This window comes from Maricaulis sp. (assembly GCF_017643475.1).
Taxonomy (GTDB): domain Bacteria; phylum Pseudomonadota; class Alphaproteobacteria; order Caulobacterales; family Maricaulaceae; genus Maricaulis.
Genome location: NZ_JAEPNI010000002.1, coordinates 397,500 through 423,815, shown reverse-complemented (window position 1 = coordinate 423,815; position 26,316 = coordinate 397,500). Strand labels below are relative to the sequence as shown.

Annotated in this window: 25 protein-coding genes and 1 tRNA gene; 20 read left to right on the top strand and 6 right to left on the bottom strand. The window is 61.6% G+C overall.

Features of this window, described 5'->3' with window-relative positions; genetic code table 11:
• Positions 1–6 precede the first annotated feature (6 nt).
• Entirely contained in the window at positions 7–2,241 is a 2,235-nt protein-coding gene (locus JJ889_RS09355; RefSeq protein ID WP_291894188.1) for a flagellar hook-length control protein FliK, read from the bottom strand.
• A 496-nt stretch (positions 2,242–2,737) separates the two neighbouring features.
• Between JJ889_RS09355 and flgK the strand changes: the two genes are divergently transcribed.
• The 5 genes from flgK to JJ889_RS09330 all read left to right on the top strand — a co-directional run bounded on the left by flgK (position 2,738) and on the right by JJ889_RS09330 (position 8,503).
• On the top strand, positions 2,738–4,876 hold the full coding sequence (gene flgK / locus JJ889_RS09350; RefSeq protein WP_291894185.1) for a flagellar hook-associated protein FlgK: 2,139 nt from the start codon (positions 2,738–2,740) through the stop codon (positions 4,874–4,876).
• A 12-nt stretch (positions 4,877–4,888) separates the two neighbouring features.
• On the top strand, positions 4,889–5,803 hold the full coding sequence (locus JJ889_RS09345) for a flagellin (RefSeq protein WP_291894183.1): 915 nt from the start codon (positions 4,889–4,891) through the stop codon (positions 5,801–5,803).
• 76 nt (positions 5,804–5,879) lie between these two features.
• Positions 5,880–6,167, top strand: a complete 288-nt coding sequence (locus JJ889_RS09340) for a hypothetical protein (RefSeq protein ID WP_291894181.1) — start codon at positions 5,880–5,882, stop codon at positions 6,165–6,167.
• 357 nt (positions 6,168–6,524) lie between these two features.
• On the top strand, positions 6,525–7,742 hold the full coding sequence (gene mnmA, locus JJ889_RS09335) for a tRNA 2-thiouridine(34) synthase MnmA (protein WP_291894179.1): 1,218 nt from the start codon (positions 6,525–6,527) through the stop codon (positions 7,740–7,742).
• Positions 7,743–7,774: 32 nt separating this feature from the next.
• Positions 7,775–8,503, top strand: coding sequence for a hypothetical protein (locus tag JJ889_RS09330; RefSeq protein ID WP_291894177.1), 729 nt, complete (start codon positions 7,775–7,777; stop codon positions 8,501–8,503).
• On the opposite strand, the gene JJ889_RS09325 is transcribed toward JJ889_RS09330, so the two are convergent.
• Entirely contained in the window at positions 8,477–8,860 is a 384-nt protein-coding gene (locus tag JJ889_RS09325; protein WP_291894175.1) for a CPBP family glutamic-type intramembrane protease, read from the bottom strand. The two genes, JJ889_RS09330 and JJ889_RS09325, sit on opposite strands and share 27 nt — an antisense overlap.
• A 176-nt stretch (positions 8,861–9,036) precedes the next feature.
• Between JJ889_RS09325 and JJ889_RS09320 the strand changes: the two genes are divergently transcribed.
• A complete protein-coding gene (locus JJ889_RS09320; RefSeq protein ID WP_291894173.1) occupies positions 9,037–10,227 on the top strand; it encodes a thiolase family protein in 1,191 nt (396 codons plus the stop codon).
• A 68-nt stretch (positions 10,228–10,295) separates the two neighbouring features.
• Here JJ889_RS09320 and JJ889_RS09315 read toward each other — a convergent pair whose 3' ends face one another.
• The gene (locus JJ889_RS09315) at positions 10,296–10,775 is read right to left on the bottom strand and encodes an Lrp/AsnC family transcriptional regulator (RefSeq protein ID WP_291894171.1); all 480 of its coding nucleotides are present in this window, start codon (positions 10,773–10,775) and stop codon (positions 10,296–10,298) included.
• 181 nt (positions 10,776–10,956) lie between these two features.
• On the opposite strand from JJ889_RS09315, the gene JJ889_RS09310 reads away from it, so the two are divergent.
• The 4 genes from JJ889_RS09310 to JJ889_RS09295 are packed head-to-tail and all read left to right on the top strand — an operon-like array spanning position 10,957 to position 14,732.
• Positions 10,957–12,186: a 3-methyl-2-oxobutanoate dehydrogenase (2-methylpropanoyl-transferring) subunit alpha gene (locus JJ889_RS09310; protein ID WP_291894169.1), complete on the top strand. Its 1,230-nt coding sequence runs from the start codon at positions 10,957–10,959 to the stop codon at positions 12,184–12,186.
• A gap of 3 nt (positions 12,187–12,189) precedes the next feature.
• A complete protein-coding gene (locus JJ889_RS09305) occupies positions 12,190–13,203 on the top strand; it encodes an alpha-ketoacid dehydrogenase subunit beta (RefSeq protein WP_291894167.1) in 1,014 nt (337 codons plus the stop codon).
• A gap of 3 nt (positions 13,204–13,206) precedes the next feature.
• Positions 13,207–14,478, top strand: coding sequence for a dihydrolipoamide acetyltransferase family protein (locus JJ889_RS09300; RefSeq protein WP_291894165.1), 1,272 nt, complete (start codon positions 13,207–13,209; stop codon positions 14,476–14,478).
• The gene (locus tag JJ889_RS09295; RefSeq protein ID WP_291894163.1) at positions 14,478–14,732 is read left to right on the top strand and encodes a hypothetical protein; all 255 of its coding nucleotides are present in this window, start codon (positions 14,478–14,480) and stop codon (positions 14,730–14,732) included. The genes JJ889_RS09300 and JJ889_RS09295 overlap by 1 nt, the downstream gene beginning before the upstream one ends.
• Before the next feature lie 69 nt (positions 14,733–14,801).
• Here JJ889_RS09295 and JJ889_RS09290 read toward each other — a convergent pair whose 3' ends face one another.
• Positions 14,802–15,170 (bottom strand): hypothetical protein, encoded by a 369-nt coding sequence (locus JJ889_RS09290; protein WP_291894161.1) that lies wholly within the window; start codon positions 15,168–15,170, stop codon positions 14,802–14,804.
• Between the two features lie 80 nt (positions 15,171–15,250).
• On the opposite strand from JJ889_RS09290, the gene JJ889_RS09285 reads away from it, so the two are divergent.
• The 3 genes from JJ889_RS09285 (at position 15,251) to JJ889_RS09275 (ending at position 16,962) form a co-directional block, all read left to right on the top strand.
• Complete coding sequence (locus JJ889_RS09285) at positions 15,251–15,841, top strand: helix-turn-helix domain-containing protein (RefSeq protein WP_291894159.1); 591 nt, start codon at positions 15,251–15,253, stop codon at positions 15,839–15,841.
• Positions 15,842–15,914: 73 nt separating this feature from the next.
• Positions 15,915–16,364, top strand: coding sequence for a YiiD C-terminal domain-containing protein (locus JJ889_RS09280; RefSeq protein ID WP_291894156.1), 450 nt, complete (start codon positions 15,915–15,917; stop codon positions 16,362–16,364).
• 1 nt (position 16,365) lies between these two features.
• Positions 16,366–16,962: a TetR/AcrR family transcriptional regulator gene (locus tag JJ889_RS09275; protein ID WP_291894154.1), complete on the top strand. Its 597-nt coding sequence runs from the start codon at positions 16,366–16,368 to the stop codon at positions 16,960–16,962.
• On the opposite strand, the gene JJ889_RS09270 is transcribed toward JJ889_RS09275, so the two are convergent.
• Positions 16,959–18,521 (bottom strand): aldehyde dehydrogenase (NADP(+)), encoded by a 1,563-nt coding sequence (locus JJ889_RS09270; RefSeq protein ID WP_291894152.1) that lies wholly within the window; start codon positions 18,519–18,521, stop codon positions 16,959–16,961. The two genes, JJ889_RS09275 and JJ889_RS09270, sit on opposite strands and share 4 nt — an antisense overlap.
• 134 nt (positions 18,522–18,655) lie before the next feature.
• Between JJ889_RS09270 and JJ889_RS09265 the strand changes: the two genes are divergently transcribed.
• The 4 genes from JJ889_RS09265 to JJ889_RS09250 all read left to right on the top strand — a co-directional run bounded on the left by JJ889_RS09265 (position 18,656) and on the right by JJ889_RS09250 (position 22,128).
• Positions 18,656–18,862 (top strand): hypothetical protein, encoded by a 207-nt coding sequence (locus tag JJ889_RS09265; protein ID WP_291894150.1) that lies wholly within the window; start codon positions 18,656–18,658, stop codon positions 18,860–18,862.
• A gap of 88 nt (positions 18,863–18,950) precedes the next feature.
• Entirely contained in the window at positions 18,951–20,378 is a 1,428-nt protein-coding gene (gene lpdA / locus JJ889_RS09260; RefSeq protein ID WP_291894147.1) for a dihydrolipoyl dehydrogenase, read from the top strand.
• 198 nt (positions 20,379–20,576) lie between these two features.
• On the top strand, positions 20,577–21,065 hold the full coding sequence (locus JJ889_RS09255; RefSeq protein WP_291894144.1) for a thioesterase family protein: 489 nt from the start codon (positions 20,577–20,579) through the stop codon (positions 21,063–21,065).
• 37 nt (positions 21,066–21,102) lie between these two features.
• Positions 21,103–22,128 (top strand): hypothetical protein, encoded by a 1,026-nt coding sequence (locus JJ889_RS09250; RefSeq protein ID WP_291894142.1) that lies wholly within the window; start codon positions 21,103–21,105, stop codon positions 22,126–22,128.
• A 61-nt stretch (positions 22,129–22,189) separates the two neighbouring features.
• Here JJ889_RS09250 and JJ889_RS09245 read toward each other — a convergent pair whose 3' ends face one another.
• The gene (locus JJ889_RS09245) at positions 22,190–23,266 is read right to left on the bottom strand and encodes a malate/lactate/ureidoglycolate dehydrogenase (protein ID WP_291894138.1); all 1,077 of its coding nucleotides are present in this window, start codon (positions 23,264–23,266) and stop codon (positions 22,190–22,192) included.
• A 307-nt stretch (positions 23,267–23,573) separates the two neighbouring features.
• Between JJ889_RS09245 and JJ889_RS09240 the strand changes: the two genes are divergently transcribed.
• From JJ889_RS09240 to JJ889_RS09230, 3 genes are all read left to right on the top strand, one after another.
• Positions 23,574–23,912 carry an energy transducer TonB gene (locus JJ889_RS09240; RefSeq protein ID WP_291894136.1) on the top strand — a complete coding sequence of 113 codons (339 nt, stop codon included), beginning with the start codon at positions 23,574–23,576 and terminating at the stop codon, positions 23,910–23,912.
• A 167-nt stretch (positions 23,913–24,079) separates the two neighbouring features.
• Entirely contained in the window at positions 24,080–26,137 is a 2,058-nt protein-coding gene (locus JJ889_RS09235) for a methyl-accepting chemotaxis protein (RefSeq protein ID WP_291894133.1), read from the top strand.
• 91 nt (positions 26,138–26,228) lie between these two features.
• A tRNA-Met gene (locus tag JJ889_RS09230) sits at positions 26,229–26,305 on the top strand.
• Positions 26,306–26,316: the final 11 nt, after the last annotated feature.

Genomic DNA, 26,316 nt, shown 5'->3' with positions numbered 1-26,316 from the left:
CTGTTCCTAGATCCGCATATCCAGGCGATCGCGCGAGGCTGCCAGGCGGAAGCCATAGGCATCGCGTTCGATCGCGGGTTCATTGGCAAGGGCTGCCATTTCCAGCTCGTCGCTCTCGACGAAAACAGGCAGCACGTCCGGATCCTCATCGGCATCAAAGCCCTGATCATCCGCATTTTCATTCAGCTGGAATTCCAGACCGTCATTTTCCAGCTCCAGACCGGCCTCGTTGAGGGCGCGCTCGAGATCACGGGCGCTGCGCTGGAGTTCAGCCAGGGTTTCCGGGCGCTCGACCGAGAGGATAGCCTGGACACGCTGGTCTCCGGTCAGTTCGAGGCGCACATCCACGCGGCCCAGTTCGGCCGGGTCGAGACGAATGTCAAAGACACGATTGCCATTGGCAAAGCGGCGCGTGATCTGGGCCGCCAATTGCTGGGCGGACTGCGGCGTGAAGCGCTGGCCCTCATGCGTGGGACGCTCGGCCGCCGACCGGCCGTCGGCGCGCTGCAAGCTCAGGTCCTGGTCCGTCCGCAGACCAAGATTTTGTTCGCTCACCGGCTGGGACTGCGCCAGCTGCGGGTCAAATCCGGCCTGCCCGGGCATGGGCGTTGCCGCACGGGGTTCCTGCAGGATGGCCTCGGCCGGTGTCGTCATGTTTGGACTTGCGTTCGGACTTGTTGGCGGCTGTGGCTGGCCGGTGTTGGGCGCGGAACCAGAAGTGGTACCGGCTTTCGCTCCGGAGCTTCCTGCCAGCGCATTGGACGAAGCGACCTTGTTGTTGCGCTCTGCCAGCTGTGAGCCGGGCGTGGATGTCGGGCGCGCCTGCTGGGCAGCGGCCACGAGTTCAGGTGCTGGCTCCGCGGATTTCGTCGGCGCGGCTGTCGTCGCCACGGGTGTGGCCGGTGCGGTTGCGGTTGCTTGGGGGCCTGCAGCAGTGGCTTGCTGCGCGGCCGATGACCGTGTCGGCGGCGCGGCGAACGCTGGCAGGTTTGCCTCAGATGCAGGCGTGGCCGCTGCCTTGGACGGTGACGCCATCGCCGGGGCGATCTTGGATTGCGCTGCCGGGTCCTGAATTGATTGGTTAGCGGAAGCCTGTTTGGCAGCGCCAGCTTGCCCGGCAGCAGCCGGGGTTGCTTCCTCTGTTGTCGCGGTGGACAGGGGGTCGAGGGCCCCCGGCGGCGACGGTTGTGAAGTCAGTCCGGTCGGCGTTGCTGTTGCCATGGCGCCTGCGGGGGACGTGCTGCTCGCCGGAGTGGTCGGCAGCGGCGCCCCATGTGCGGCCAGCGATGCGATCATCGGTTCAGCCACAGGGGCGGTAATCATGCTGTTCAGCTGTGACAGCGTGTTCAGCTGGGAAATTGTGTTCTCGAGGCCGTGCATGACGGCGGTGGGGAGCTGGAGGCCGCCAAGCTTGTGTTTAAGGTCCTCCAGGCGTTCGCTCATGCGGTCGATCAGCGAAGCGCGCTGGGGCTGGGTAGCCTCCGGACGTGCCGGCTCTGGCCGCAGTGTCTTGGCCAGGCCCGTTTCAGTCGCAGCGGTTGAAGTCGCCGGGATTGGCGTGTCCTGGACCTGGACTGTTGATTTGAGCGCTGCTGACGTGGCGATCGGCTCTTGAACCGGAGCAAGCGGCTTGCCGATTGCGGGTGTTGCAGCGGCGGGGCCGGTACTGCCCAATGTGTCTATATCAATGCCAAGGGCCGCGAGCTGGTCACGCATGGGCTCGAGCATCGCGATCAGCGGATCATTGTGGATCGGCTGGTCGTTCAGCACCGTGTCCGCCTGTGAGGCGGCGGGCTGGATGTTCAGGGGCGCGACGTCATCGGAAATTGTGGTGGTGGCAATGCCGGTGCCCGAAGCCTGCGCCGCGACAGATGGCTGTCCGGCAGTGTCAGATGCAGAAGCCAGCGCGTTGCGGATTTCGGATATCTGGGTGCGCAGCTGGGCGAACACCGTTCCAAGGTCCTGCGCGATGCTGCGTGTCTGCGGCGGCAGGTCCGACAGCGTATCCGCGACAGCAGGTTTCAGGAGTGTGCCTCCGGCCGTGTCGACTGGCAGGTCAATGCGTCCGATATTATTGGTCGCGACCGGTGTGCCGAAACCTCCCGCACCCGGTGGTGCCGCCTGTCCGGCGAGCAGGGCCTGAAAGACACCATTATCCTGACCGCCTGCCTGGTTATTGCCGGGCGTGGCGACAGCGCCCGCCGCAGAGGCGGTGCCGGAGCTCAGGAAAGTCGCGTTCATAAAGAAAGCCTGCATGGCGTTTCAAAACCTGTTTTCTTGCTGCACCACACAAAGGTGGCGCTGATCCGCTCAACTCTCCGCAAGCGCCGTGCCACAAAGAAGTTAGCGTAACATGCTGAAAATGCGTATTAATTTGTGGTTAATACCTGTAAGTTCGCGTTAGGCCCGGCGATTTCTGCCGCTTACCCGGCGGAAGCTGCCCACCCAGCGTTCCGGCCGCTCGTTTCGGGTCCGGGAGAGCGGTTTTACGGATTCTGGCACGCAAGATCCAAACTGGCCCGCTCCTTGCGATTAACCATGGTAGGCGCGCCAAGCGGGTGCGCAGGCAGAATTATGATGAACGCATGAAAGACGTTTTTAAAACATACGGTTACGGTGAGGTTCAGATCCCCTGGATCGGCATTTCCCAACTGCGTGCGCCCGGCAAGGCTTGCCGAGGCAGCGGCAGAAAACTCCGTTCCGGTGTCCGTCTCGTGCGATATAAGCGGAGTGCACCATGTCGCTGAGTGGCATTCTCGGAAACGCACTTTCAGGTCTCACCGCCAGCCAGGCTGGCATGCGGTCGTCGTCCAACAACGTCGCCAATGTCAACACGCCTGGATATGCACGAACCAGCCCCAACATGGTTGCCCGCAATGTCGGTGGAACCGCCATGGGCGTGGAAGTCACGGGCATTACGCGGATCACCGACCAGTTTCTCCAGGTCGCCTCGCTGAACGCGATTTCGGCCGCTGGCCAGACCAGTGCCATTGCCACGGCCCTGGACCGGGTCCAGTCGCAGTTTGGCGGTCTGGATGATCCGGGCTCAATGTTCTCGCGCATGAACAAGGTGTTCGAGAGCGTGGCCCAGGCCAGCGTGGACCCGTCCCTCGCGGTGTCGCGCCTCGCGGTAGGGGCTGATATCGACAGCTTCTTTGACGAGACCAAGCGGCTGTCGATGGAAATCAAGACCCAGCGTCAGGAAGCGGATGCCCGCATCAGCGCCGGCGTCGAGCGCGCCAACCAACTGATGAATGAATTGTTCGAGCTCAATACCAGCGTTCAGAACATGTCAGCAGGTGGGGGTGATACCTCGGGCGCCGCCAACCGCCAGTCCGAATTGCTGGACGAGCTCTCCAACCTGCTCGACATCCGCGCAGTGCCCCAGTCGGACGGTCGGGTGGTCCTGAGAACGGAAGACGGCGTGCTGCTGCTCGACAATTTTGTCGCCACGCTGCAATACACACCGACCGGTACCGGTTCTTACAAGTCGGATTATGGCCGTATCACCGCAGCCAATCCGAACGGCACAGCGACCGAGCTGGAAAGCCATATCATGAAGGGCGAGTTGCGCGGCTTGATCGAGCTGCGTGACGAAATCCTGCCGGAAATGGCGGAGGAGCTTGGCGAGATCTCCGCGGCCTTCGCAGATGCGCTGAACCAGGCGCACAATGATTCCTCATCCTATCCCGCACCGCAGACATTGACCGGACGCAATACCGGACTCAATGGCACTGACCAGCATAATTTCACCGGGGCGACCACCTTGGCCGTGACCAGCAATACAGGCACGCTGGTGAGCCGTATCGATATCGATTTCGATGCAGGCACGCTCTCTGTCGACGGTGGCGCGGCGGCTGCCATCGGTGCGACGGTGAATTCGCTGACCGCAGCGATCAATACCGCGCTGGGCGCCAATGGTTCTGCGAGCTTTACCAATGGTGTGATGTCTGTATCCGCATCCGCTGGCACGAATGGCGTTGCGTTCCTGCAGGATGCGACAACGCCGAGTGATCGCGGTGGCCGGGGTTTTTCGCACTTCTTCGGCCTCAACGACCTGGTGGTGTCAGACCGTATCGGTTTCCACGAGACCGGAATGACCGGTGCGGATGCCACAGATTTCGCGGCTGGTCAGAACATGGTGTTCGATATCGTCGGACCGCAGGGCCAGCCCGTGACTTCGGTTACCGTGGCAACGGTGGCCGGTGATACTTTCACGGACCTGATCAATGATCTCAACGACCCGACCAATGGCGTCGGTCGTTATGTCACTTTCTCGCTGGATGCTGATGGTCGCCTGGTGGAAACGCCGGTTGCGGGGTTCGAGCAGTTCGGCGTGACAATGATCAGTGATGACACCCAGCGTGCAGGGTCTGGCAAGTCCATGTCGGAACTGTTCGGCATGACGCTGTATGACAAGGCCAACCGCTCCGAGGAGTTCTCGGTCAAGGCGGCCATCCGTGCTGACAGCTCGCAGCTCTCTCTGGCGCAGCTGGATATTGATGGCGCGTCGGTGGTTGGCGATATCGTGCTGTCGACCGGGGATAATCGCGGCGGCCGCCTGTTGCAGGCTGCCATGGACAGCCCGCGATCCTTCAACCAGGCAGGTTCCCTCGCCTCATCCACCGCGACGCTGCAGGATTATTCTGCGCGGATCGCCGGTGTGGTTGGTTCCCGCGCTGCGCGGGCCGAGAGCATGGCCGAATCCAATGTCGTTCTGATGGATACAGCCGCCCAGAAACGGGCGGATGTCGAGGGGGTCAATCTGGACGAGGAACTGGCTGCGATGACGATGTATCAGCAGTCCTACAACGCTTCAGCGCGCATGTTGCAAGCGGCCAAGGAAATGGCTGATGCGCTGATGCGGGTCGTTTAGGAGGCCTGAGCGATGACCCGAATTTCCACTTTCGCCGCTAACCAGTCCGCACTGGCTGACCTGATGAAGGCCCAGCGCAGCGTGTTCGAGAGTCAGAAACAGCTGATCACCGGCAAACGCGCGACGGATCTCAAGGGTGTGGGCCACGAGGCCGAGACCCTACAGGCGACCCGTGCCGCCCAGGCCCGTTCCATGGCCTATGAGCAGGCTGGCATTCGCGCCGCGGCCCGGCTGGAAGCCCAGGATACTGCGCTGAACAACCTGACCGATGCGGCCAATGACCTGCGCACGGCGGTAACGACCAAGGACGGCAACTACGTCATGCACGAGGTGCGCGAGGCCTTCTACAAGGTGGCCAACGCGCTCAACACCAGACATACCGGTTCCTACATCTTTGGCGGAACACGGTCCGACGTCCTGCCGGTCAATGCCGAGAAGCTGGATGACCTCCTGCCGATGGGCGCTGCAAGCGATGCCTTCCAGCACAATGATCGCCGCCCGACCGTCCAGATGGACACGCACATCACCGTCGAGGTGGGCCTGCTGGCCAATGAGGTCGGTGGCGAGCTGATGGACAGTTTCAAGCGCATCGTTGATTTCGAGAATGGCGTGAATGGCCCGTTTGTGCAGCCGATGACCTCGGCTCAGGAAACATTTATCCTCAACGAGGTGAGCCAGATCATCACGGCGATGGACAACGTCTTCACCAAGGTCGGTGAGGCCGGCGCCACCGCTGCCCATGTCGACACGCTGATTGCCAGTCACGAAGATCGCCAGACCTTCCTCGATCGTTTCATCGGCGAGATGGAGGATGTCGACATGGCCGACGCCGCGACGCGGTTCCAGCAGGCCCAGACGGCACTGGATGTCTCCGCCCGAACCTTCTCATCCCTCAGCCAGGTCTCCCTGCTGCCCTTCCTGAGATAGGGACGCTTGCTGGCATTTTCCCGCTTTTGTTGTGCGGCAGGTTTCTTCTAGTGTGAAGGCTGGAAGGGAGGGATCCATGGCACGTAGGGAAAAACGACGTCGGCCTACTATCGGCGGCGCGACCTTGGGCGCATTGATCGCATTCCTGTTTTTCGTGCTGGAGCTCGGTGTGACCTTCGCGATCTTGCCGTGGACGGTGCTCGGTGCAGCAGTTGGCGGTGGCATGTTTGGCACCACAGTTCGCGATGCGGCCGGAGATGCCGGATTGGCTGGTATACTTGAAGCGTTTCTGTCGGCGTTAGGGCAAGTTTTTGGCGCGATTTTCGGATTCTTCGGTGACTTGTTCAGTGGCTTTAGTGCATGAGGGACCAAGGCGAAATCACCAGCGATGAAGCGTTTGAGCGAGCGGGTGTGCCTGCCTTGCTTGTTGCGGTGCTCGTCACAACACTCGTTGTATGGCTCTGTTGGGGCATGGCGCTGTGGTTGTTGATACTCGTTGGGGCCCTGGTGTTTGGGTTCTCGTTCGGTCTTGCCCTCAGGATCTTCGCGGACCCCTACGGTTTCGTGAGGGATGTATTGAGCAATCTGAGTGGCGGCGGCCTGTAAGCGATACTCGGACAAAGAAGCGAAATGCCGAACACTGGCCACACCCGCCCACATCCCCTATATAGCCGCCTCCTGATAACCGTTTGCTGCGGGCCTTGACCCCGTTGGAGGCGATATGACTGTGAATACGACCGACGGCGCGCGTGCGGCCGTTGATGAACTGCTTCGCGAACTCGATCTCTCCGGCGATCCGCTGGGACTGGGCGGCGATCCGGCTGACCATCGTGTTGTTGTGGCAATGTCCGGTGGTGTCGACAGCTCGGTGACGGCGGCCCTGTTGCACCATCTGGGCTATGACGTCGTGGGCGTGACGCTGCAGCTTTACGACCACGGCGCGGCGATCCAGAAAAAGGGCGCCTGTTGCGCCGGCCAGGACATCTATGACGCCAAGCGTGTCGCCGAGGAATGCGGCTTCCCGCACTATGTGCTGGACTATGAAAGCCGCTTCCGCGAAGCGGTGATCGAGGAATTTGCCGATACCTATCTGGCCGGCTTCACGCCCATTCCCTGTGTGCGCTGTAACCAGACGGTGAAATTCGCCGACCTGTTGAAGACCGCGCGCGAACTGGGTGCCGCCTGCATGGCGACGGGGCACTATATCCAGCGCGCCATGGGGGATGACGGGGCGCAGCTTCGCCGGGCCGCGGACAAGGGCAAGGACCAGTCCTATTTCCTGTTCGCGACCACGCATGAACAGCTGGACTTCCTGCGCTTCCCGCTGGGCCATCTCAACAAGGACCAGACCCGCCAGCTGGCCGAGGCCTTTGGGCTGATCGTGGCCGACAAGCCGGACAGCCAGGACATCTGTTTTGTGCCGGAAGGACGTTATGTCGACATTGTCGAGAAAATCCGCCCGGGTGCTTCGCGTCCCGGCGAGATCGTGCATGTCGATGGCCGTGTGCTGGGCCGTCATGAAGGCGTGATCCGCTACACCGTCGGCCAGCGCCGCGGTCTGGGCATCGCCGCCGGTGATCCGCTTTATGTCGTGCGACTAGATGCCGAGCAGGCCCAGGTCGTGGTCGGTCCTCGTGAGGCGCTGGCTGTCAATCGTATCAAGCTCAATGACGTCAACTGGCTGGGCGAGGATGCGATTGCCGATGGCGCACCCGTGCGCGTGAAAGTCCGCTCAACCCGCCCGCCGGTTCCGGCTGCGTTGTCGGTGGAGGGCGAGAGTGTAGGCGTCGTTCTCGCAGAGGGTGAGGAAGGCGTCGCACCGGGCCAGGCCTGTGTCTTCTACTCCCCGGACGATGAAGATCGTGTGCTCGGTGGCGGCTGGATCGCCTCGACCGCGGGCAAGGCACGTTCCGGATCTGCAATCACCTTGATCGGGTGACGGCCTGCGCTATCCTGCCCGGCATGAGGGGAATGATCCGCAGTCTTCTGGCGCTGTTCGCGTTTCTGGTTCTGGCTGTGCCAGCGCAGTGCCAGATCTATGATGTCGAGGAGCGCCTGGCCGAACATCTCGCCGCTTGCGAGGCTGGCGATAAATGGGGCTGTGGGTATGCCATCGCGCTGTGGCAGCGCCAGGATGCCATGTCCTGGTTGCTCGAGCGAAATGTGAACATGCACATGCGGGCCTGCTCGCTGGGGCTGGACGGATCGTGCTGGAAGTTTGAACGCCGCCTGGAGCCCAACCCCTATGCGCCTGTGCGGGCCGATCGGGAGCGCTTCCTGCCAATGGTTGTTTCCGGCTGCGAAAACCGCTCCACCATGGCCTGCTGGCAGGCGGCGAGTGAGTATTACGAGCTCGGCGACATGGATCGCGCCTGGGATTATGCGGACCGCTCCTGTCGCGCCGGTTTCAGCGATGGCTGTGCGCGGCGTGCCGATGTTGAGGCCACAACGGGAGTGGACCCGCAGGCCTCCTATATCGCGGCCTGTCACGGCAACCGGCCCGGTTATATGCGCAAGCAGGCTTATTGCGAGGCTGCGTGCACGATGTCAGATGCGGTGTCCTGCCGGACCCTGGCGGATATGTATGTCCGTGGCCGGGATGGTTATCAGCCGACGGATCGCCGCGAACGCCGGGCCGTGGAGCTTTACGAGCGCGCTTGTGGTCTGGGCGATTCAGAGGCCTGTAACCGGCGCGGTTAGGCCCTTCCACAAAACCACCGTGATCCAGTGAATGAGGACGGGCGGCCAGATTGAAGCGCTCAGCCGGTAGGCCAGGGTGCAGGCGAGCCCCAGCAGGGCGGTGATGGCCAGAAGGGCCGGTTCGAGAAAAAGGTCCTGCGCCATCGGCAGGCCCAGCCAGACCTGTGCCGGGTGCCACAGCACAAAGGCGGTGACCGCCAGACCACCACGAATCCAGCCGGTTCTGCCGCCCAGCCAGACCCGGAAAACCATCTCTTCGGCGAGGGCGGGGATGAAAAATGCGGCGACTGCAACAATGGCGAATGCCTGCAATTCATCTGTCAGGGCAAACTTGAACAGGTTTTCAGATAACCCCAAATAGCCTGCCGTAGGCGTAAATAGCGCTGAAATAAGAAGTGTTTGACCCCATTGAACACGGTTCGGTCGCGCCCGCAGCGTTTGTGCTGCAGCTGCGAAAAGGCTTGACGCGGTGCCGCATAATTTGATCATGCGCGCCAGCTTAACGCCGAATGGCGAACCGGAGGAGATTTGAAATGAGCGCAATGGACGATCCCGTCGTCATCGTGGGCATGGCCCGCACCCCTATGGGTGGTCTGCTGGGCGAGCTCGGCAGCGAGAGTGCCAACGAGCTGGGCGCAGTCGCTGTCAAGGCAGCCATGGAAGAAGCTGGCGTTGCCGGTGACGATGTTGACCAGATCCTGATGGGCAATGTCCTGATGGCTGGCCAGGGCCAGGCCCCGGGCCGCCAGGCGGCGCTCAAGGCCGGCATGCCCAACTCTGTTGAGGCCACGACGCTGAACAAGATGTGTGGTTCCGGCATGCAGGCGGCCATCATGGGCCGCGCAGCCATCATGGCGGGTGATGCCGACATCATCATCGCCGGTGGCATGGAGAGCATGACCCAGGCCCCGCATATGCTTCCGTCGCACCGTGGCGGCTTTAAATATGGCCATGACACCGTCAAGGACCACATGGCCCAGGATGGTCTCGAGGACGCCTATGAAAAGGCGCCGATGGGCAATTTCGCCGACATGATCGCCAATGAGTACCAGTTCACGCGTGAGCAGCAGGATGCCTACGCGCTGGAAACCCTGGCTCGCGCCCAGCGCGCGACCGAGGAAGGAGACTTCAAGCGCGAGATCGCACCGGTCACGATCAGGACCCGCAAGGGCGAGATCGCTGTTGAAACCGATGAGCTGCCGCGCAAGGCCATGCCGGAGAAGATCCCGAACCTGCGTCCGGCCTTTTCCAAGGACGGCACGGTCACCGCGGCCAATGCCTCTGCCATCTCTGACGGTGCAGCCGCACTCGTCCTGATGCGCCAGTCCGAAGCCGAGCGTCGTGGTCTCAAGCCGATCGCCAAGATCGTTGCCACCGCAGCGCACGCGCACGAGCCGGCCTATTTCACCACCGCGCCGGTCCCGGCCATGCGCAAGGCTGTCGAGCGCGCGGGCTGGACGGTTGATGATGTCGAGTTGTGGGAAATCAACGAGGCTTTTGCGGTCGTTCCGATGATCGCCATGAAGGAACTCGGCCTCAGCCATGACAAGGTCAACGTCAATGGCGGCGCCTGCGCCCTGGGTCACCCGATCGGCGCGTCTGGCGCGCGCATCATGGTGACGCTGCTGGCGGCCATGGAAAAACAGGGCAAGACCAAGGGTGTTGCCTCGCTCTGCATCGGTGGCGGCGAAGCGACCGCAGTCGCTGTCGAGCGCATGCAGTAAGCGTTCCGGCGATAACGGAAAAAAAGAGGGCGGGGCCGATGGCGCCGCCCTTTTTTGTTATGCGAGGGCTAACCCTCGATATGGCTCAGCGGCAGGCCGCGGCCGTCCTTGACGTTGCGGATCTGCACGGAGGTGCGGAAATCGCCGATCACATCGAGCGGGATCAGCTTGTCGGACACAAAATCATTATAACTGTCGATGTCCGGCATCACGACTTTCACCAGATAGTCGTAGGGGCCGGTCATGGTGACGGCCTCGGTGACTTCCTCGAAGCTCTGGATGGCTTCCTCGAACTTCTCGTAATTGGCGCGGCGGGCCGGGGCGATCTTCACCTCGATATAGGCGGTGAACATCAGGCCGATGGCGCGGCGGTCGAGCTGGATCGAGCGGCGTTTGATGATTCCCTCGGTCTCCAGGCGACGAATGCGGCGCCAGCAGGGAGAGGGCGTCAGGCCGACCTTTTCAGCCACTTCGGCGACCGATTGGCCCGCATCTTCTTGCAGGGCCTCAAGAATGCGGACGTCAATATTATCAAGGGCTGCGATCATTTTTTCCTCAAAAGCCGGTTTGCTGGGAAAATAGTCCAAGCTGCTTCGGATGCGAACCCGGAAAAGGCACATTGACCCAAGAGTAGACAAGCACCGTCCATCCGCGTTAGACGCCCCTCGCATCACACACTCTGTGTGGCTTCAGTTCCTGGCGGTTTCCGCCCAGTCATAGCGAGAGCCCATGACGCAATCTGATCCCCGCTTCCACGTCCCCGCGCCGCACGCCCGGCCTGGCGACACGCCTGATTTTTCCCATATCGAAATCCCGCCGGCAGGCGAGGCCCGCAAACCGGCCGTGGACATCGATGGCAGCGAGACCCGTGATCTCGCGCTCGGACTGGTCCGCGTCCTGGACCATAACCACCAGGCGGTGGGTGAATGGGATCCCAAGCTGGACGCGGATGTCCTGCGCGAAGGCCTCAAGCACATGGTGCTGACCCGCGTTTATGACGACCGCATGCTCAAGCTGCAGCGTCAGGGCAAGATGAGCTTCTACATGAAGTCCACGGGTGAGGAGGCTGTCGCCGTCGCCGCCGCCATGGCGCTCGACAATAAGGACATGATCTTCCCGTCCTATCGCCAGCAGGGCATCCTGTTTGCGCGCGGTCGCGATATCGTCGACATGATGTGTCACTGCATCTCCAACAGCCGTGACAATCTCAAGGGTCGCCAGCTTCCGGTTCACTACACCTGGGCGGAAGGCAATTTCTTCTCGATCTCCGGCAATCTGACCACGCAATTCCCGCAGGCCGTCGGCTATGCGATGGCGTGCCAGTTCAAGGGCGAGAAGCAGATCGCGGCCTCCTGGATCGGTGAGGGCTCGTCTGCGGAAGGCGATTTCCACGGCGCGCTGGTGCTGGCCTCGACCTACAAGGCGCCGGTCATTCTCAACGTCGTCAACAATCAGTGGGCGATCTCGACCTTCCAGGGTGTCGCGCGCGGCCAGGGCAATACCTTTGCTGAAAAGGGCCTGGGGTACGGCCTGGCGTCCCTGCGCATTGATGGCAATGACTTCCTGGCGGTCTACGCAGCGACGCAATGGGCGGCTGAACGCGCCCGTGCGGGCCATGGTGCCACCATCATCGAGAGCTTCACCTATCGCGCCGATGCGCACTCCACCTCGGATGACCCGTCGGGCTATCGCCCCAAGGCCGAGGAAGAGAAATGGCCGCTGGGCGATCCGGTCGAGCGCCTGAAACAGCACCTGATCGGTCTGGGCGAATGGGATGAGGAGCGTCACGAGGCGCTCGAGAAAGAGCTCAACGAGCTGGTCATCGCCTCCTACAAGGAAGCGGAAAGCCACGGCACGCTGCACGACGGCCCGCTTTCGCCGACGCACACGATTTTCGAAGATGTCTATGTCGAACCGGACTGGCGCCTGCGTCGCCAGCGCCAGGATCTGGGAGTCTAAATCATGGCCAAGATGAACATGATCCAGGCGCTCAATTCAGCGCTCGACAACATGATGGAAAAAGACCCGAACGTGGTCTCCTTCGGTGAGGATGCCGGTTATTTCGGTGGCGTTTTCCGCGTTACTGCCGGCCTGCAGGAAAAATACGGCCTGGACCGCTCCTTCGATGCACCGATCAACGAGGCGGCAATTGTCGCCATGGCGATCGGCATGGGCGTGAAGGGCATGCGCCCGGTCGCCGAGATCCAGTTCGCCGACTACATCTTCCCGGGGCTCGACCAGATCGTCTCCGAACTGTCGCGCATCCGTTATCGTACGGCAGGCCAGTTCACCACGCCGGTAACCATCCGCACGCCCTGTGGCGGTGGTATCCGCGGTGGCCAGACCCACTCCATGAGCCCGGAAGCCTTCTTCACCCAGATCCCGGGTGTCCAGGTCGTCATGCCGTCCAACCCGTATGACGCCAAGGGCCTCCTGATCTCCGCGATCGAGAGCGATGACCCGGTCATCTTCTTCGAGCCCAAGCGCCTTTATAACGGTCCGTTCGACGGTGACCCGGGCAAGGCACTAGAAACCTGGGGCAAACACCCCAAGGGCGAGGTGCCGGAAGAGCATTACAGCCTGCCGATCGGCAAGGCCGAGGTCGTGCGCGAAGGCAATGATGTCTCCATCATCACCTATGGCACGCTGGTGCATGTCGCCCTGGCGGCGGCCGAGCGTGAGGGTATTGATGCCGAGATCATCGATCTGAAGACGCTGGTGCCCTACGACATCGAGACGATTGCCAAATCCGTCAACAAGACCGGCCGCTGCATCGTCGCCCAGGAAGCGCCGCGTACCTCCGGTTTCGGTGCCGAGCTGGCTGCGCAAATCCAGGAAGAGTGTTTCTACGCGCTGGAAACGCCGATCTACCGGATCGCCGGCTGGGACACGCCTTACCCGCACGCCCATGAGTGGGCCTATTTCCCGGGCCTGACCCGGTTCACCACCGCCATGCGCGAAGTTCTGGAGGCATAAGCAATGAGCGAATACCGCTATAAAATGCCCGATGTCGGCGAAGGTATCGTCGAAGCGGAAATCGTTGAGTGGCACGTCAAGGAAGGCGACACGGTCACCGAGGACCAGCACGTTCTCGACGTGATGACCGACAAGGCGACGGTGGAAATTCCCTGTGCCGTGAATGGTACGGTGACCAAGCTGGTCGGCGAGCCGGGCGAGATCATCGCTGTTGGCACCGAGATCATGTTCATCGCCGTCGATGGTGCTGTGCCGGCTGAAGAGGAAGCTCCCGCCAAGGAAGAGGCCAAGGCTGACGAGGCTGCACCGGCCAAGGCAGAGCCGAAACCAGCAGCCCCGGCCAAGCCCGCTCCGGCCCCGGCTGCTCCGGCTGTGGCGGCCCGCCCGGCGGGCGAACGCGCCCTGGCCAGCCCGGCTGTTCGCAAGCGCGCGCTGGATGCTGATATCGATCTGGGCACGGTCCCGGGGACCGGCCCGGCGGGGCGTATCACCCACCAGGACATGGATGACTTCATCGCTTCCGGTGGTCGCCTGTCCGCGCGTGCGGGCGGTGGCTCCGCAGTGCGTGCACCGCGCACCGGTGTGACCGAGGAGAAGATCATCGGCCTGCGTCGCCGGATCTCCGAGAACATGTCCCACGCCCAGCGCACCATTCCGGACATCGCCTATGTCGAGGAAATCGACGTCACGGCGCTGGAAGAGCTGCGCGCGCATCTCAACAAGTCCAAGCGGGATGACCAGGCCAAGCTGACCTTCATTCCCTTCCTTGTCATGGCGCTGGCCAAGGCCCTGCCGGAAACCCCGCAGGCCAATGCGCACTTTGACGGCGAGAACATGCTGCTGACCAAGTATGACGCCGTGCATTGCGGTGTCGCGGCGGCGACGCCGAACGGTTTGATGGTCCCGGTCATCAAGCATGCCGAGAGCCTCGACGTGTTCGAGATCGCCGGTGAGCTGAAACGCCTGGGCTCGGCCGCCAAGGACGGCAAGGCGACCAAGGACGAGCTGTCCGGCTCGACCATCACCATCACCTCGCTGGGGGCCATTGGTGGCCTGGTCACAACGCCGATCCTGAACGCGCCGGAAGTGTCCATCATCGGCGTCAACAAGATGCAGACCCTGCCGCGCTACAATGCGGACGGTCAGGTCGTGCCGCGCAAGGTGCTGAACCTGTCCAGCTGTTTCGATCACCGCATTGTCGACGGTTATGACGCCGCCATGCTGATCCAGCGTGTGAAGGGCTATCTGGAGAACCCGGCGACGCTGTTTATGTGATGTCGAAGACGGGGCGGATCGCAATCACGATCGCGGCGGTGATAATCGCTGCGATCGGTGCGATTGGTGTCACACTCGGGATCTGGGGCGGTCTGTTTCTGACTGGAGGGATCCTGTTCATGGAGACGCTCGGCGCCGAAATTGACTATGACCAAGTTTCTGGGGAATTCGGACGTCTCGTCGTTTGGGGAGGCCTCGGAAGCCTGATGTTGCTGTCCGGTGCGTTGGCCATTGTTCGGATCTGGGCGCGATAATTTGCAGAAGCGGGATGTCTCGATGAGGTGTCCCGCTTTATTGTTTCTGGCGCGGTCGAAGTCAGCGTTTCAGGCCGCATCCTGCGCCAGGGCGCCAAAAAAACCGATCATGCAGACGACACGGCCAGCCTCATCGGTCGGCGCCACATCAAATCCTTCCAGCAATAGCTTTCCGTCCTGATGGATTGTCCAGTGATAGCGGTGGAAATTGTGTTGGCTGTCGACAGCGCTGGCACGCGCATAGACCGCGCCCGGCAGGGTCTTCTTGACCTCGTGCACATTTGCCTCAAACCCGTCGATCCCTGTCACATCAATGGAGGGGTCGACAAATCGCACATCTGTGGCGAGCGCCTGATCGAGATGGCGGCGGACCTTGGCCGGGTCGGGCTCGTTCCACGCGGCGAGCATGCTTTCGAGAGAGGCGATAGGGTCGCTCATGACGGGGCTCCTTATATTAACCGACACGGTGTCGGTATGTGGCCACTGTAAAACCGACACGAAGTCTGTAAAGTGAAATCATGGCGACTCAGGCAGAAAGACGGAAAGCAACGCGCGAGGCCCTGGTGAAAGCCGGGCGGGCCAGCTTTGCCCGTGCGGGTTATGACGCGACGCATACCAATGAGATCCTGGCGGTTGCCAGGGTGTCGCGTGGCGCGATGTATCATCACTTTGCAAGCAAGCAGGCCTTGTTCGAAGCAGTCTTCATTGCGGAGTCAAAAGCTACGATTGCGGGAGCTGCGGCGGCAGCAAGCCATACCGGCTCACCTTTGGAAAACGTATTATCCGTCTGTCTGGCCTGGCTGGCGGCAGCGCGTGAGCCGGTGACCGCCGCCATACTGCTCGACCAGGGGCCACAGGTGCTCGGCTGGAAACGCGCCCGCGACCTGGAAGAGGAATTCAGTCTTGGCGGTATGAAGCGCGCGATCCAGCTGGCGAGCGAGGCGGGTGAGCTCGAAGTGGGTTCCATTGATCTTGCGGCCCGCATTCTCAACGCTGTATTGGCCGAGCTGGCGCTGGCGGCGGTTCACCACCGTGACGAGGCTGATCCCGCCCGTCAGGAGCGCATGATCCGCCAGGTCCTCTCCGGTTTTAGGCCACAGACGGATTGAGCTCCGACTTCCCATCGCCGATGCCTTCCTCTATACCCAATGTCACCAATGGTGACATAACAAGGTTGGATCGATGGAAATCTTTGAAATGATCAAGCAGCACATGGCTGCCAGCGTGCCGTTTGCGAACTATACCGGGGTGAAGCTGGAAGAGGTTTCGGCCGAGCGGGGTGTGGCCACGCTGGCCAAGCGCGGCGAGGTGGAAAACCATATCCAGACCATGCATGCCGGGGCGATGTTCACGCTGGGCGAGGCGGCGTCCGGTGCGGCGATGGGCGGTGTGATGGCGGACCAGCTGCTGGCGGCGCGTCCCGTCGCGGCCAATGCCTCCATCAAGTATGTGAAGACGGCCAAGACCGATATCACGGCAATCGCGACGGCGAGCATTCCGGCAGAGGAAGCGCTGAAAGCCTTCCACGCTGATGGCAAGGTCGTGTTCGACGTCAATGTCGATCTCCGGGATGCCGACGAGAATACCTGCGCGGAAATGACGGTAGCCTGGCACATAAAGAAGACCGGCTAGGGTGGCCAAGCGCTACCATCACGGCGAGGTGCGCAGTGGGGCCGTTGCGGCCGCGCTGGCGATCACCGAGGCTGACGGCCCGGATGCGGTGACCATGCGGGCTGTGGCCAACAGGGTGGGCGTGGACCATCGTGCGATCTATCGGCATTTCACCGATCGCGACCGTCTGTTGGCTGAAGTCGCCGCGGACGGTTTTCGCGATCTCCTCTGCGAGCTTGTGCGGGCAGAGGGGGAGGCGGGGCTGCAGCGTGACTTCACCGCCTCCATCCGCTTTGCCCTGGCCCGGCCGCATCTCTACGCGCTGATGCTGTCGCGGCCGCGCGAATTGATGTTCGACGGGGCGGCGCTGGAAGCCGCGGTCCGTGCGATGCTGGAGCATCTCATGGCCTCGGCGCGACTTGCGTTGGGAGATGAGGTCGAGGCTCGCATATGCCGCGACCTTGTCTTCTCGGCGCTGGGGGCGAGTTACGGCCTCGTTTCCCTGGCCAGCTCGATGACGCTGGCACCGCGTTCTCCAGCGGAGCTGGAGGCTTTCCTGACCGAACAGGTGGCAGCGGTGATTGAAGGCCAGCTGCTGCGCTTGCGCGGCCCGGCCTAGTCCGTTTCCGCAGGCAGCAATTCACGCACGCTCTTGACCGCGCTTTCGGCTTCATTCTCCCACTCCACCGGCAACAGCGCCCTGGGCATGTTCTGATAGCAGACCGGACGCAGGAAACGGCGGATGGACATTGTACCCACACTGGTCGCTCCAAAATTGGTGGAGGCCGGATAAGGGCCGCCATGCACCATCGTCTCGCTGACTTCCACCCCGGTCGGGAAGCCATTTGTCAGGATGCGTCCGGCCTTGCGTTCCAGGACGGGCATCAGCAGACGGGCCAGGTCGGTATCGGCGGTGTCCATGTGCAGCGTGCAGGTCAGCTGGCCCTTCAGCGCGCGCGCAATGACCAGCATTTCATCAGTGTCCCGGACCGTGATCACCAGGCCGAGTGGCCCGAAGACCTCCTCGCTCAGCGTCTCGTCGGCAAGCCAGTCCTGGCCGGAAACGACAAACAGGTTGGGGGTGGCTTCGCGTGCCTCGCAGTCAGTGGACAGGATCTCCTTCACCCCGCGGGCCCGGCGCACGCCATCGCGGCCCTTGCGATAGGCGCTGGCGATGCCGTCAGTCAGCATGGTCTGGCCCTGGACTTTCATCAGCTCGGCCAGGGAAGCGTGGATGAAGGCCTCGGCATCATCGTCCTCAACGACGACGGCGATGCCCGGATTGGTGCAGAACTGGCCCGCACCCATCGTCAGCGAGGCGACCCAGCCTGACGCGATCGCCCCACCGCGCGCGCCCAGGGCCTCGGGCAGAAGGAACATCGGATTGACCGAACCCAGCTCGCCAAAGAAGGGGATGGGGTCCTCGCGCGCTGCGCAGAGGTCAAACAGGGCGCGGCCGCCCGCCAGTGAGCCGGTGAAGCCAACCGCGCGAATGTATTCATTGCGGACCAGCGCCGTGCCGACCGAGCGATCACCGCCCTGGATCTGGCTGAACACACCGGGATGGACGCCGACAGTCTCGATGGCTGCCTGTATGGCCTGGGCGATGATGTCCGCCGTGCCCGGATGCGCGCTGTGGCCCTTGACCACGACCGGGCAGCCGGCCGCCAGGGCCGCGGCCGTGTCGCCTCCTGCAGTGGAGAAGGCGAGCGGGAAGTTGGAAGCGCCGAAAACGGCAACAGGGCCGATCGGGCGCTGGATGAGTTTCAGATCGGGGCGGGGCACGGGCTGACGCTCCGGAAGGGCCTCGTCATGACGACGGTCCAGATAGTTACCGTCCTGGATGGTTCTCGCGAACAGGCGCAGCTGACCGACAGTACGGCCGCGTTCCCCGATCAGACGGGCTTCGGGCAGGCCGGTTTCCTCGTGACCGATCCGGGTGATGTCATCACCGCGTGTTTCGATCTCGTCGGCGATGGCGTTGAGCAGGGCAGCGCGTGTGGCCACCGGGCTGTAGCCATAGGTCATGAAGGCCTGTTCGGCCGCCTTGCAGGCTTCATCGACAAGTTCCGGCGTGCCGACGGAGAATTCGTGAGCCTCGCCTGTTGCGGGGCTGGAAAGGAAGACGCGGTCGCTTTCGGTCCAGCGTCCGGCGATGAGGTGTTTTCCGTTGATCATGGCCCTGCTCCTGTTGGTCGTGACATACATGCCAGATAGCAATATTGGATACAATATCCAATGCTGCAGTGCGACTATCTGGATGCTTGACCTGGAGGACGCTGGCGTGTCCTGTCCGCAGCAGGGAGTGAGGCATGTTCAAACAGATTTGGGATCAGCTGGTCAGCGTCCTGGCCGTGTGGGCCGTCAGCGTGTTTGCGCTGATGTTCTTCCACGATGATATCGGGCTGGCGCCTGAGCATTTGCCGATGCTCATTTTCACCAGCCTGCCCGTGTTTGTCGTTGGTTCTGTCCTCGTTTCGCTCGCGCGGCAATTTATGTCGAAAAACCGCGCATCCTGACGCGGCTCTTTCCCTTTGCGTCGCAAGACGCTAAATGCCTCGCAAATCCTCATTGGTTTCGCAGCCATTTATTCCAAGGAGCATCCCCATGCAGACACGTTCGTGCCAGGTTCTCATCATTGGTGGTGGTCCGGGTGGATATCCGGCGGCTATTCGTGCGGGCCAGCTGGGTCTGGACACGATCATCGTCGACAAGCACGGTCTGGGCGGAACCTGTCTCAATCGTGGCTGTATCCCCTCCAAGGCGATGATCCATGCCGCGACCAAGTATGAGGAAATGTCCAAACACGCCGAGAAGGACGAGCTGGGTATTTCGCTGGCCGAAGCGCCGAAGCTGGACATGGGCAAGCTGGTGGGCTGGAAGGACGGTATCGTCTCCAAGCTGACCGGTGGTGTGGGCCAGTTGATCAAGGCTGCGGGCGTTGAACACATTTCCGGCTGGGCCAAGTTCAGGGACGCCAAGACCTGTGTTGTCGACACCGACGAAGGCGAGGTCGAGATCACGGCCGAGCATGTCGTGCTGGCCACCGGTTCGGTTGAGGTCGAGCTGCCCTTCCTGCCGTTTGGCGACAAGGTGATCGGCTCCACCGACGCGCTTGACCTCTCCGAAAAGCCGGAGAAGCTTGTTGTCGTTGGTGCGGGCTATATCGGTCTCGAGCTGGGTATCGCCTTCCGCAAACTGGGCAGCGAAGTGACCTTCATCGAGGCCTCTGACGGCATTCTCCCGCTCTATGACAAGGAAATCACGCGTCCGATCACCATGTGGCTGAAGAAGCACAAGGTCGCTGTGAACCTCTCCTGCAAGGCCAAGGGCATGACGCAGAAGGACGGCATGGCCGTTCTGGAATACGAAGACGCCAAGGGCGAGACCCAGAGCATTGAAGCCGACAAGATCCTGGTCGCCGTGGGCCGCAAGGCTTGCCTGGACGGTTGGGGTGTCGAGAATATGGGGCTGGATCTGGTCGATGGCCGTTTCATCAAGGTTGATGACCAGTGCCGCACCGGCATGCGCAATGTCTGGGCGATCGGTGATGTCGTCGGCGAGCCGCTGCTGGCACACAAGGCCACGGCCCAGGGCGAAATGGTCGCCGAGCTGATCGCGGGCCACAAGCGGGTCTTTGATCCGGTCTCCATCGCGGCGGTCTGTTTCACCGAGCCGGAAGTCGTCGGCGTCGGCCTGACCCCGGACGAGGCCAAGGCCAAGGGCGAGGTGGTCATCACCGGCAAGTTCCCGCTGGCGGCGTCCGGACGTTACCTGTCCATGGAAGCGGGCACGGATGGCGGTTTTGTCCGCGTCACCGCGCGTGAGAGTGATCATGTCATTCTCGGCATCCACGCCGTCGGCACGCATGTGTCGGAACTCTCCGGCGAGTTCGCGCTGGCTATCGAGATGGGCGCGCGGCTGGAAGACATCGCCGGCACGATCCACGTCCACCCGACCCTGACCGAGGGTTTCCTGGAATCGGCGCTGACCGCGCTGGGCCACCCGATCCATATCTCCGCACCGAAAAAATAGGCCCCCTTCGGCTGTTTCCGGATTTCATCCGGATCCAGCCACTTCCCCCTCAAAGGGGGAAGAAGAAGTGCCGCGTTTCCTCCCCCTTTGAGGGGGAGGTGCACCGCGTAGCGGGGCGGAGGGGTATGAATACCACCCATTCACTTCCCTCTCGTGCGCGCGCGTGAGAAGACTCTGTGCGAGACACGAGGAGATGACATGGACGACGGCCAGATCGGTGTGACCGGCATTATCGACCACAAACCACTCGCCCCCGGCGAGGGAGTGGGCTGTATCTCCTATGAAACCGCGCTGATGCGGACCATTACGCCGCGGGCCGAGGATTTCGACGAGCTGGGTCACGTCAACAATGTCGTCTATCTGCGCTGGGTGCAGGAGATGGCGGTGACACACTGGCATCTCATCAGCCCCGCCGAGCGTGTGGCGGGGGAGGTCTGGGTTGCCTTGAAACACACGATTGAATACCGCGATCCGATCGAGCCGGGCGAAACGGCCGAGATCCGCACCTGGCTCGGCCCCTACAAGGGCCCGCGTTTTGAACGCAATGTCGATATCCGCAAACCCGGCGCCAAGCGCTTCTCCGCCCGCGCCACAACAGAATGGTGCCGCCTGTCCTCCGTCACCCGCCGCCCGCTGCGCATTGACGACGAAACGCTCGACGTGTTCGGCGTGAAGGGCTTGCTTTAAACGCACGCTTGATACCACTCTGCCGTGCGGAGGGTGGATGATGCGTTTTTCCCGACTGGTTTGTGGTGCTCTGATTGCTGGCGCGATGGGGGCACCGGCAGAGGCCTGCGACTTGCCGGCGGACTATCACAGCCTGCTCGGTCCTTATGATGCCATCCACCATGCGGACTGGATTGGTCTGGCCGTGGCCGTACGATCATCCGACGGTTCCGGGCTTGAGTTGGAGTTTCGCGAATACCTCAAGGGAGATGGCCCTCAATCGCTATCGGTCTCATATCCGCGATTTGATTCAGCTTCGTCCAACGGGCACTCGGATGAAGCGCTGGTGGGAAATTACTACGCGCACACGACGGCGGCGTTCTGGGATGGTCGCGGGCGAGGCGGGCTGGGTGCGGATTGTCGAATCCGCGTCGAGTTTGCAGAGGGGGCGTCCTACCTGGTGTTTGGACCTCTGCAGTACGAAGTGGGATATGAGAATATCGCTGTGGCCGATGATGATGCCTGGCTCGAATATGTAAAAGATGTTCTCGCCGGCGAGGTGCAGGAGCTTCCGCCATTGCGGCTGCGCGATCTTCTTGAGCGAAGCGCGGCTGTCATTCGGGTGCGGGCCCGGATGGATGGTGAACAGGTCTTGCTGGACGAGGAGGTCCTCGTCGGCGAGCTCGGCTCCTATCTGAATGCGACAACGATTTATCCGGAAGAGTTTTATCGCGCTTTGCTGGACCCACGGTGCAGTGGATGGGGGATTCAGAATGACGTTATCGAGCGGTTCATCGTGATCGAGGAAATACCGGCCAGGCCGGTTCTGATGCGGCAGACTTCTTGGTGCCCGCCACTGCGCGCAATGCCCTTGATGGAAGGGCCTTTCGGATTCTTCGACTCACCCTTTTACGTCAGTATGGAGGCATCCGGTATGTTTGCAACGAATGCGTTCTCGGAGTTCCATGTAAGCGAGGGCCGGGTTGGGCTTAGGAGGCCTCGCGTGATCGAAATGCCTGATGGCACCACTCCCGACACGATCTCCGTCGCCGAATTCATCGCTCTTATGCCCGTTCAAGACTAATCAATTCGCTCCGGCTTGCCCTGGTGCCCGCCGACGGCTGTGATGGCCACACCTGCGTCGATCACTCGCCCTTGAGGCGGTCTGGGATCCCCAGCCCCTCAGCCAGCGTGTTCAGCTGGTCCACAGTCTTCTCGTCCAGGGGAATGCCTTCCCGCTCGCGCTTGCCGCGCCAGGCGCGTTCCGGGGCTCCGGGGATGAGGACGGGGCTGTCCCAGTCCATGGGCGGGGACTGGGTGACGTATTCGCCGAGCGCGGCGATTTCCTGGTCGATCCAGTCCGTCTCGGCAAAGGCGGCCGGTGATAGGATGATCGAGAACATCGAGTTCTGGATGCCGCCGCGACGCTCGTGCTGCGGCTGGATCGTGCCCGAGCGTGACAGCACGCCGGCTAGGATCTCGCTGGCATAGGCCAGGCCATACCCCTTGTGGCGGGCAAACGGGGTGAGGGCGCCCCTGATCTCGAAACCGGCCATGCCGGATGGGTCCGTAGTGGGCATGCCCTGGTCGTTGAGCAATGTGCCCGGCGGAACCGTGATGCCCTTGTTGGCCGCGACGCGTACCTTGCCGAGCGCGATAATGCTGGTGGCCATGTCGAGCAGGAAGGGCGGATTTTTCGCGGTTTCCGGAAAGCCGATGCAGATCGGGTTGGTGCCGAAACGCGCGTCAGAACCCCGGAAGGGGGCGACCAGCGGCGCATGATCATAGACATTCACGAAGTGCAGGGAGGCCAGGCCTTTTGCCGAAAGGTGTTCGGCGTAGGCTCCGATCCGTCCCAGATGGTGCGCATTGGCCAGGGTGCAGCAGGACAGACCCAGCTCGCTGGCCCTGGCCGCGGCCTCATCCAGCGCCGTGTAGGCTGCGGGAGCGCCCCAGCCGCCCCTCGCGTCCGCCTGAAGGAGGGCCGGCATGCGGTTGAGCCATTCCAGCTCGGCGTCCAGTTCAACCAGTCCCTTTTTGATATGGGCGAGATAGGCGGGCAGCATGCCGACGCCGTGGCTGTCATGACCGACCATGTTGGCGTCGACCAGATGCCGGGCGACGATGCGCGCATCGGTCTCACGGCAGCCGCCGGCTGTCAGCACGTCGGTTGTGAAGTCCAGGAGCGGGTCGAAATCGAAGCGAGCAGGGTCGGGAATCATGCTTTTGGGGCGGTCCGTAAAAATCGTGATTTCCTGGTAAGTTAATCTTAACCAGTAATCTCGAGCGGATTTTGTATCGTTCTGACACAGAACGTTGATAGATAAAATTTGAACGTTTTAAGTTATTGATTTAATTATGAAACATAAAATCACTTTCGTTCGAATTTCGCGAATCGATTTAAGCAATTCGCAACCGGTTTTTGTCATTCTCCATCACGTCGGGTCGCAACGGCCCTTGAGAAAAAGTATACGGCAACGCAAGACGGGGAATAAGCTCGCACGGTGCCAGCAGTAAATGGATGAGGGAATGTCGATGAAAACGACGGGTATCATGTTTATGGCGGCGGCGATGACGGCAATGAGCTTTGCGGCTGCCCCGGCAATGGCACAGGATCGCGAGCGCACCAATGTGGAAGCGCCGAGCTATCCCCGAGGTGCCGAGCGTCGCGGTATCGAAGGATACGCGGTTGTTGAATACACTGTGACGGAAACCGGCGAGGTCGCTAACGCGACGGTTGTCGAAGCCAATCCGGAAGGTGTCTTTGATCGTGCAGTTATCCGGGCAATCGAAGGTTGGGCCTACGCCCCGGCTGCAACTGCTACGGACGGCATGCAGCAGCGCTTCGATTTTAACCTTGGCGGTTAAGTGAAGGCGTAAATGCCTTGCTAGCAATGGTTAAGTCTTAACGAGACTAGGCCTGTCGGCAAAAGAACCGATCAGCAAAATTAATAATAACACTTCATTTACGGCGGCGCGTTAGCGTCGCCTTGTTTTTTGCTGTCCGGATTCGATTGCCGTTAGGGGCCGAGACTATGAATGCTTTTATTGCCAACTTCTTGGAAAAGACTTCCAGTGTCCGTGTGAGACTGCTTGCAGCCTTTGGTCTGTCAGCGGCGATGACTTTGATTGCCGCGGGGGTTGGCGTCTTCGGCTTCAACTCTACGAATTCTGCCGTCGAACAGATCGCGGACCGGGCCATTCCGGAGACACAGGCGATCAGCTCACTGTCGGAAGCCAGCCAGCGCCTCGCCGAGACACTCCCGGCGTTCGCGCTTTCTCCCACGGTGGAATCGCGTCTGGAGAATTACGCACACGTCGCAGACTTGCGCGATACGTTGCAGTCGGAACTAGCCGTTCTGCAATCGCTCTCCGGTGCACAGGAAACGGCAACCCTGGCAACTTCCGTTGACGAGCTGGTGACTGTGGCAGACGGTATGAACGAGGTTGTTGAACAGCGCCTTCAGATCCGTGACCGCCGCAATTACGAAACGAGCCGCGCGACAACGACCCGCGCCGGTTTTGCGTCTTCCATTGAAGGTGCCCTGGATTCCAGTGACGAGGCTGACATTGAAAGCTTGTTGCGCGCCATGGTTTCCGCCAACCAGATCCTGATCAGCTTCAACGAGGTCGCGACCGCAGCGTCCAATGCGGAAGTTGATGCAATCTTTGACAATTTCGATGAAGCCGTCGGTGAACTGGATGTCAATCTGGCCATTCTCGGACCGATCGCGACACAGGAAATGCGAGACCTGTCCGGTCAACTGATCGGTTTTGGTGAAGGTTCGGGCGGTATTTTCGAACTGCGCAAATCCGAGCTGACAGCTGAAGCAACTGCAGAGACTGTCGCGGAAGAGGCGCGCATCTCTGCCGAGGCCCTTGTTGCCAATGTAAACGCATTCAAGGAACAGGTCGGCGAGCGCGTCTCTGATGCGACCTCCGCGGCCAATGGTGCCGTGACCACCGGCCGGATCCTGCTGCTTGCTATCGCGGCCATCGGCCTGGGTATCGCCGTCGCGATTGCCTGGTTCTATGTATCCTCCATCCTGCTCAAGCGGATCAGCTCCATGGCCTCGACCATGTCAGCGCTGGCCGAGGGCAATTCCGACGTCAATCTGGGTTTTGAGCCCGGCAATGACGAAATCGGTGACATGGCCCGCTCCGTCGACGTCTTCCGTCAGAACGCCATCGAGCGTGCTCGCCTGGAAGCCGAGACCGAGGAAGAGCGCCGCATGAAAGAGAAACGCTCTGCTGCTGTTGAAAGCCTCATCCAGGCCTTCGATGAAGCCTCTGCCAATGCTCTGGGTCAGGTTTCTGACGCAGCCGGTCAGATGGAAACCGCAGCCCGCGCCATGAGCTCCACTGCTGCTGCCACCACCGGCAAGTCCGCCGCCGTGGCGCAGGCGTCCGAGGGCGCATCCCAGAACGTTCAGACGGTTGCTGCTGCGGCCGAGGAAATGGTCTCCTCGATCGGCGAGATCTCCCAGCAGATTTCCCGCTCCACCGAGATCGCCGGCAGCGCTGTTGACCAGGTTGAGAAGACCAATGTTGACGTTCAGCGTCTCAATGATGCGGCCAAGTCGATCGACGACATTGTCAGCCTCATCAATGATATCGCCGAGCAGACCAATCTGCTGGCCCTGAACGCGACCATCGAGGCCGCACGGGCTGGCGAGGCCGGCAAGGGCTTCGCGGTCGTTGCTTCCGAGGTCAAGACCCTGGCCGAACAGACCGGTAATGCGACGCAGAATATCTCCGAGCACATCTCCGGCATCCAGTCTGCGACCCAGACGGCCGTGGAAGCCATGGGCTCCATCGGTTCCACGATCCACGAGATGAGCGAGATCGCCACCGCCATTGCTGCCGCGATGGAAGAGCAGCGTGCTGCCGCTGGAGAGATCACCCGCTCTGCCCAGGAAGCAGCAGACGGTACGCGTGACGTCTTCGCCAATATCCAGGAAGTCGATCAGGCGACCTCGGAGACGGGTCAGAGCGCCGGCCAGGTGCTCGAGGCATCGCTCGCGGTATCGCGTCAGTCCGAGGATCTGAAGGGGTCTGTCGAGCAGTTCCTGACCGAGGTTCGCACCGCCTAACTGCAACCAACTGAAATCTAGCACCGCCCGCGTCTTGCCAGCCGCGGGCGGTTTGCGTATATGCCACCCTCCCGTTGTCGGGAAACCTCGTGGCGAGGTAGCTCAGCTGGTTAGAGCGCACGACTCATAATCGTGAGGTCGAGAGTTCAAGTCTCTCCCTCGCCACCACTTCTCTCTCG

Excerpts from the sequence above, each read along its gene's own strand:
- JJ889_RS09285 (WP_291894159.1), top strand. The coding sequence starts at position 15,251 with ATGGCGACTCAGGCAGAAAGACGGAAAGCAACGCGCGAGGCCCTGGTG.
- JJ889_RS09315 (WP_291894171.1), bottom strand. The coding sequence starts at position 10,775 with ATGATCGCAGCCCTTGATAATATTGACGTCCGCATTCTTGAGGCCCTG.
- flgK (WP_291894185.1), top strand. The coding sequence starts at position 2,738 with ATGTCGCTGAGTGGCATTCTCGGAAACGCACTTTCAGGTCTCACCGCC.
- JJ889_RS09245 (WP_291894138.1), bottom strand. The coding sequence starts at position 23,266 with ATGATTCCCGACCCTGCTCGCTTCGATTTCGACCCGCTCCTGGACTTC.
- JJ889_RS09235 (WP_291894133.1), top strand. The coding sequence starts at position 24,080 with ATGAATGCTTTTATTGCCAACTTCTTGGAAAAGACTTCCAGTGTCCGT.
- JJ889_RS09300 (WP_291894165.1), top strand. The coding sequence starts at position 13,207 with ATGAGCGAATACCGCTATAAAATGCCCGATGTCGGCGAAGGTATCGTC.
- JJ889_RS09320 (WP_291894173.1), top strand. The coding sequence starts at position 9,037 with ATGAGCGCAATGGACGATCCCGTCGTCATCGTGGGCATGGCCCGCACC.
- JJ889_RS09280 (WP_291894156.1), top strand. The coding sequence starts at position 15,915 with ATGGAAATCTTTGAAATGATCAAGCAGCACATGGCTGCCAGCGTGCCG.
- JJ889_RS09270 (WP_291894152.1), bottom strand. The coding sequence starts at position 18,521 with ATGATCAACGGAAAACACCTCATCGCCGGACGCTGGACCGAAAGCGAC.
- JJ889_RS09255 (WP_291894144.1), top strand. The coding sequence starts at position 20,577 with ATGGACGACGGCCAGATCGGTGTGACCGGCATTATCGACCACAAACCA.
- mnmA (WP_291894179.1), top strand. The coding sequence starts at position 6,525 with ATGACTGTGAATACGACCGACGGCGCGCGTGCGGCCGTTGATGAACTG.
- JJ889_RS09310 (WP_291894169.1), top strand. The coding sequence starts at position 10,957 with ATGACGCAATCTGATCCCCGCTTCCACGTCCCCGCGCCGCACGCCCGG.
- JJ889_RS09295 (WP_291894163.1), top strand. The coding sequence starts at position 14,478 with ATGTCGAAGACGGGGCGGATCGCAATCACGATCGCGGCGGTGATAATC.
- JJ889_RS09330 (WP_291894177.1), top strand. The coding sequence starts at position 7,775 with ATGATCCGCAGTCTTCTGGCGCTGTTCGCGTTTCTGGTTCTGGCTGTG.
- JJ889_RS09305 (WP_291894167.1), top strand. The coding sequence starts at position 12,190 with ATGGCCAAGATGAACATGATCCAGGCGCTCAATTCAGCGCTCGACAAC.
- JJ889_RS09265 (WP_291894150.1), top strand. The coding sequence starts at position 18,656 with ATGTTCAAACAGATTTGGGATCAGCTGGTCAGCGTCCTGGCCGTGTGG.
- JJ889_RS09290 (WP_291894161.1), bottom strand. The coding sequence starts at position 15,170 with ATGAGCGACCCTATCGCCTCTCTCGAAAGCATGCTCGCCGCGTGGAAC.
- JJ889_RS09355 (WP_291894188.1), bottom strand. The coding sequence starts at position 2,241 with ATGAACGCGACTTTCCTGAGCTCCGGCACCGCCTCTGCGGCGGGCGCT.
- lpdA (WP_291894147.1), top strand. The coding sequence starts at position 18,951 with ATGCAGACACGTTCGTGCCAGGTTCTCATCATTGGTGGTGGTCCGGGT.
- JJ889_RS09340 (WP_291894181.1), top strand. The coding sequence starts at position 5,880 with ATGGCACGTAGGGAAAAACGACGTCGGCCTACTATCGGCGGCGCGACC.
- JJ889_RS09345 (WP_291894183.1), top strand. The coding sequence starts at position 4,889 with ATGACCCGAATTTCCACTTTCGCCGCTAACCAGTCCGCACTGGCTGAC.
- JJ889_RS09250 (WP_291894142.1), top strand. The coding sequence starts at position 21,103 with ATGATGCGTTTTTCCCGACTGGTTTGTGGTGCTCTGATTGCTGGCGCG.
- JJ889_RS09240 (WP_291894136.1), top strand. The coding sequence starts at position 23,574 with ATGTCGATGAAAACGACGGGTATCATGTTTATGGCGGCGGCGATGACG.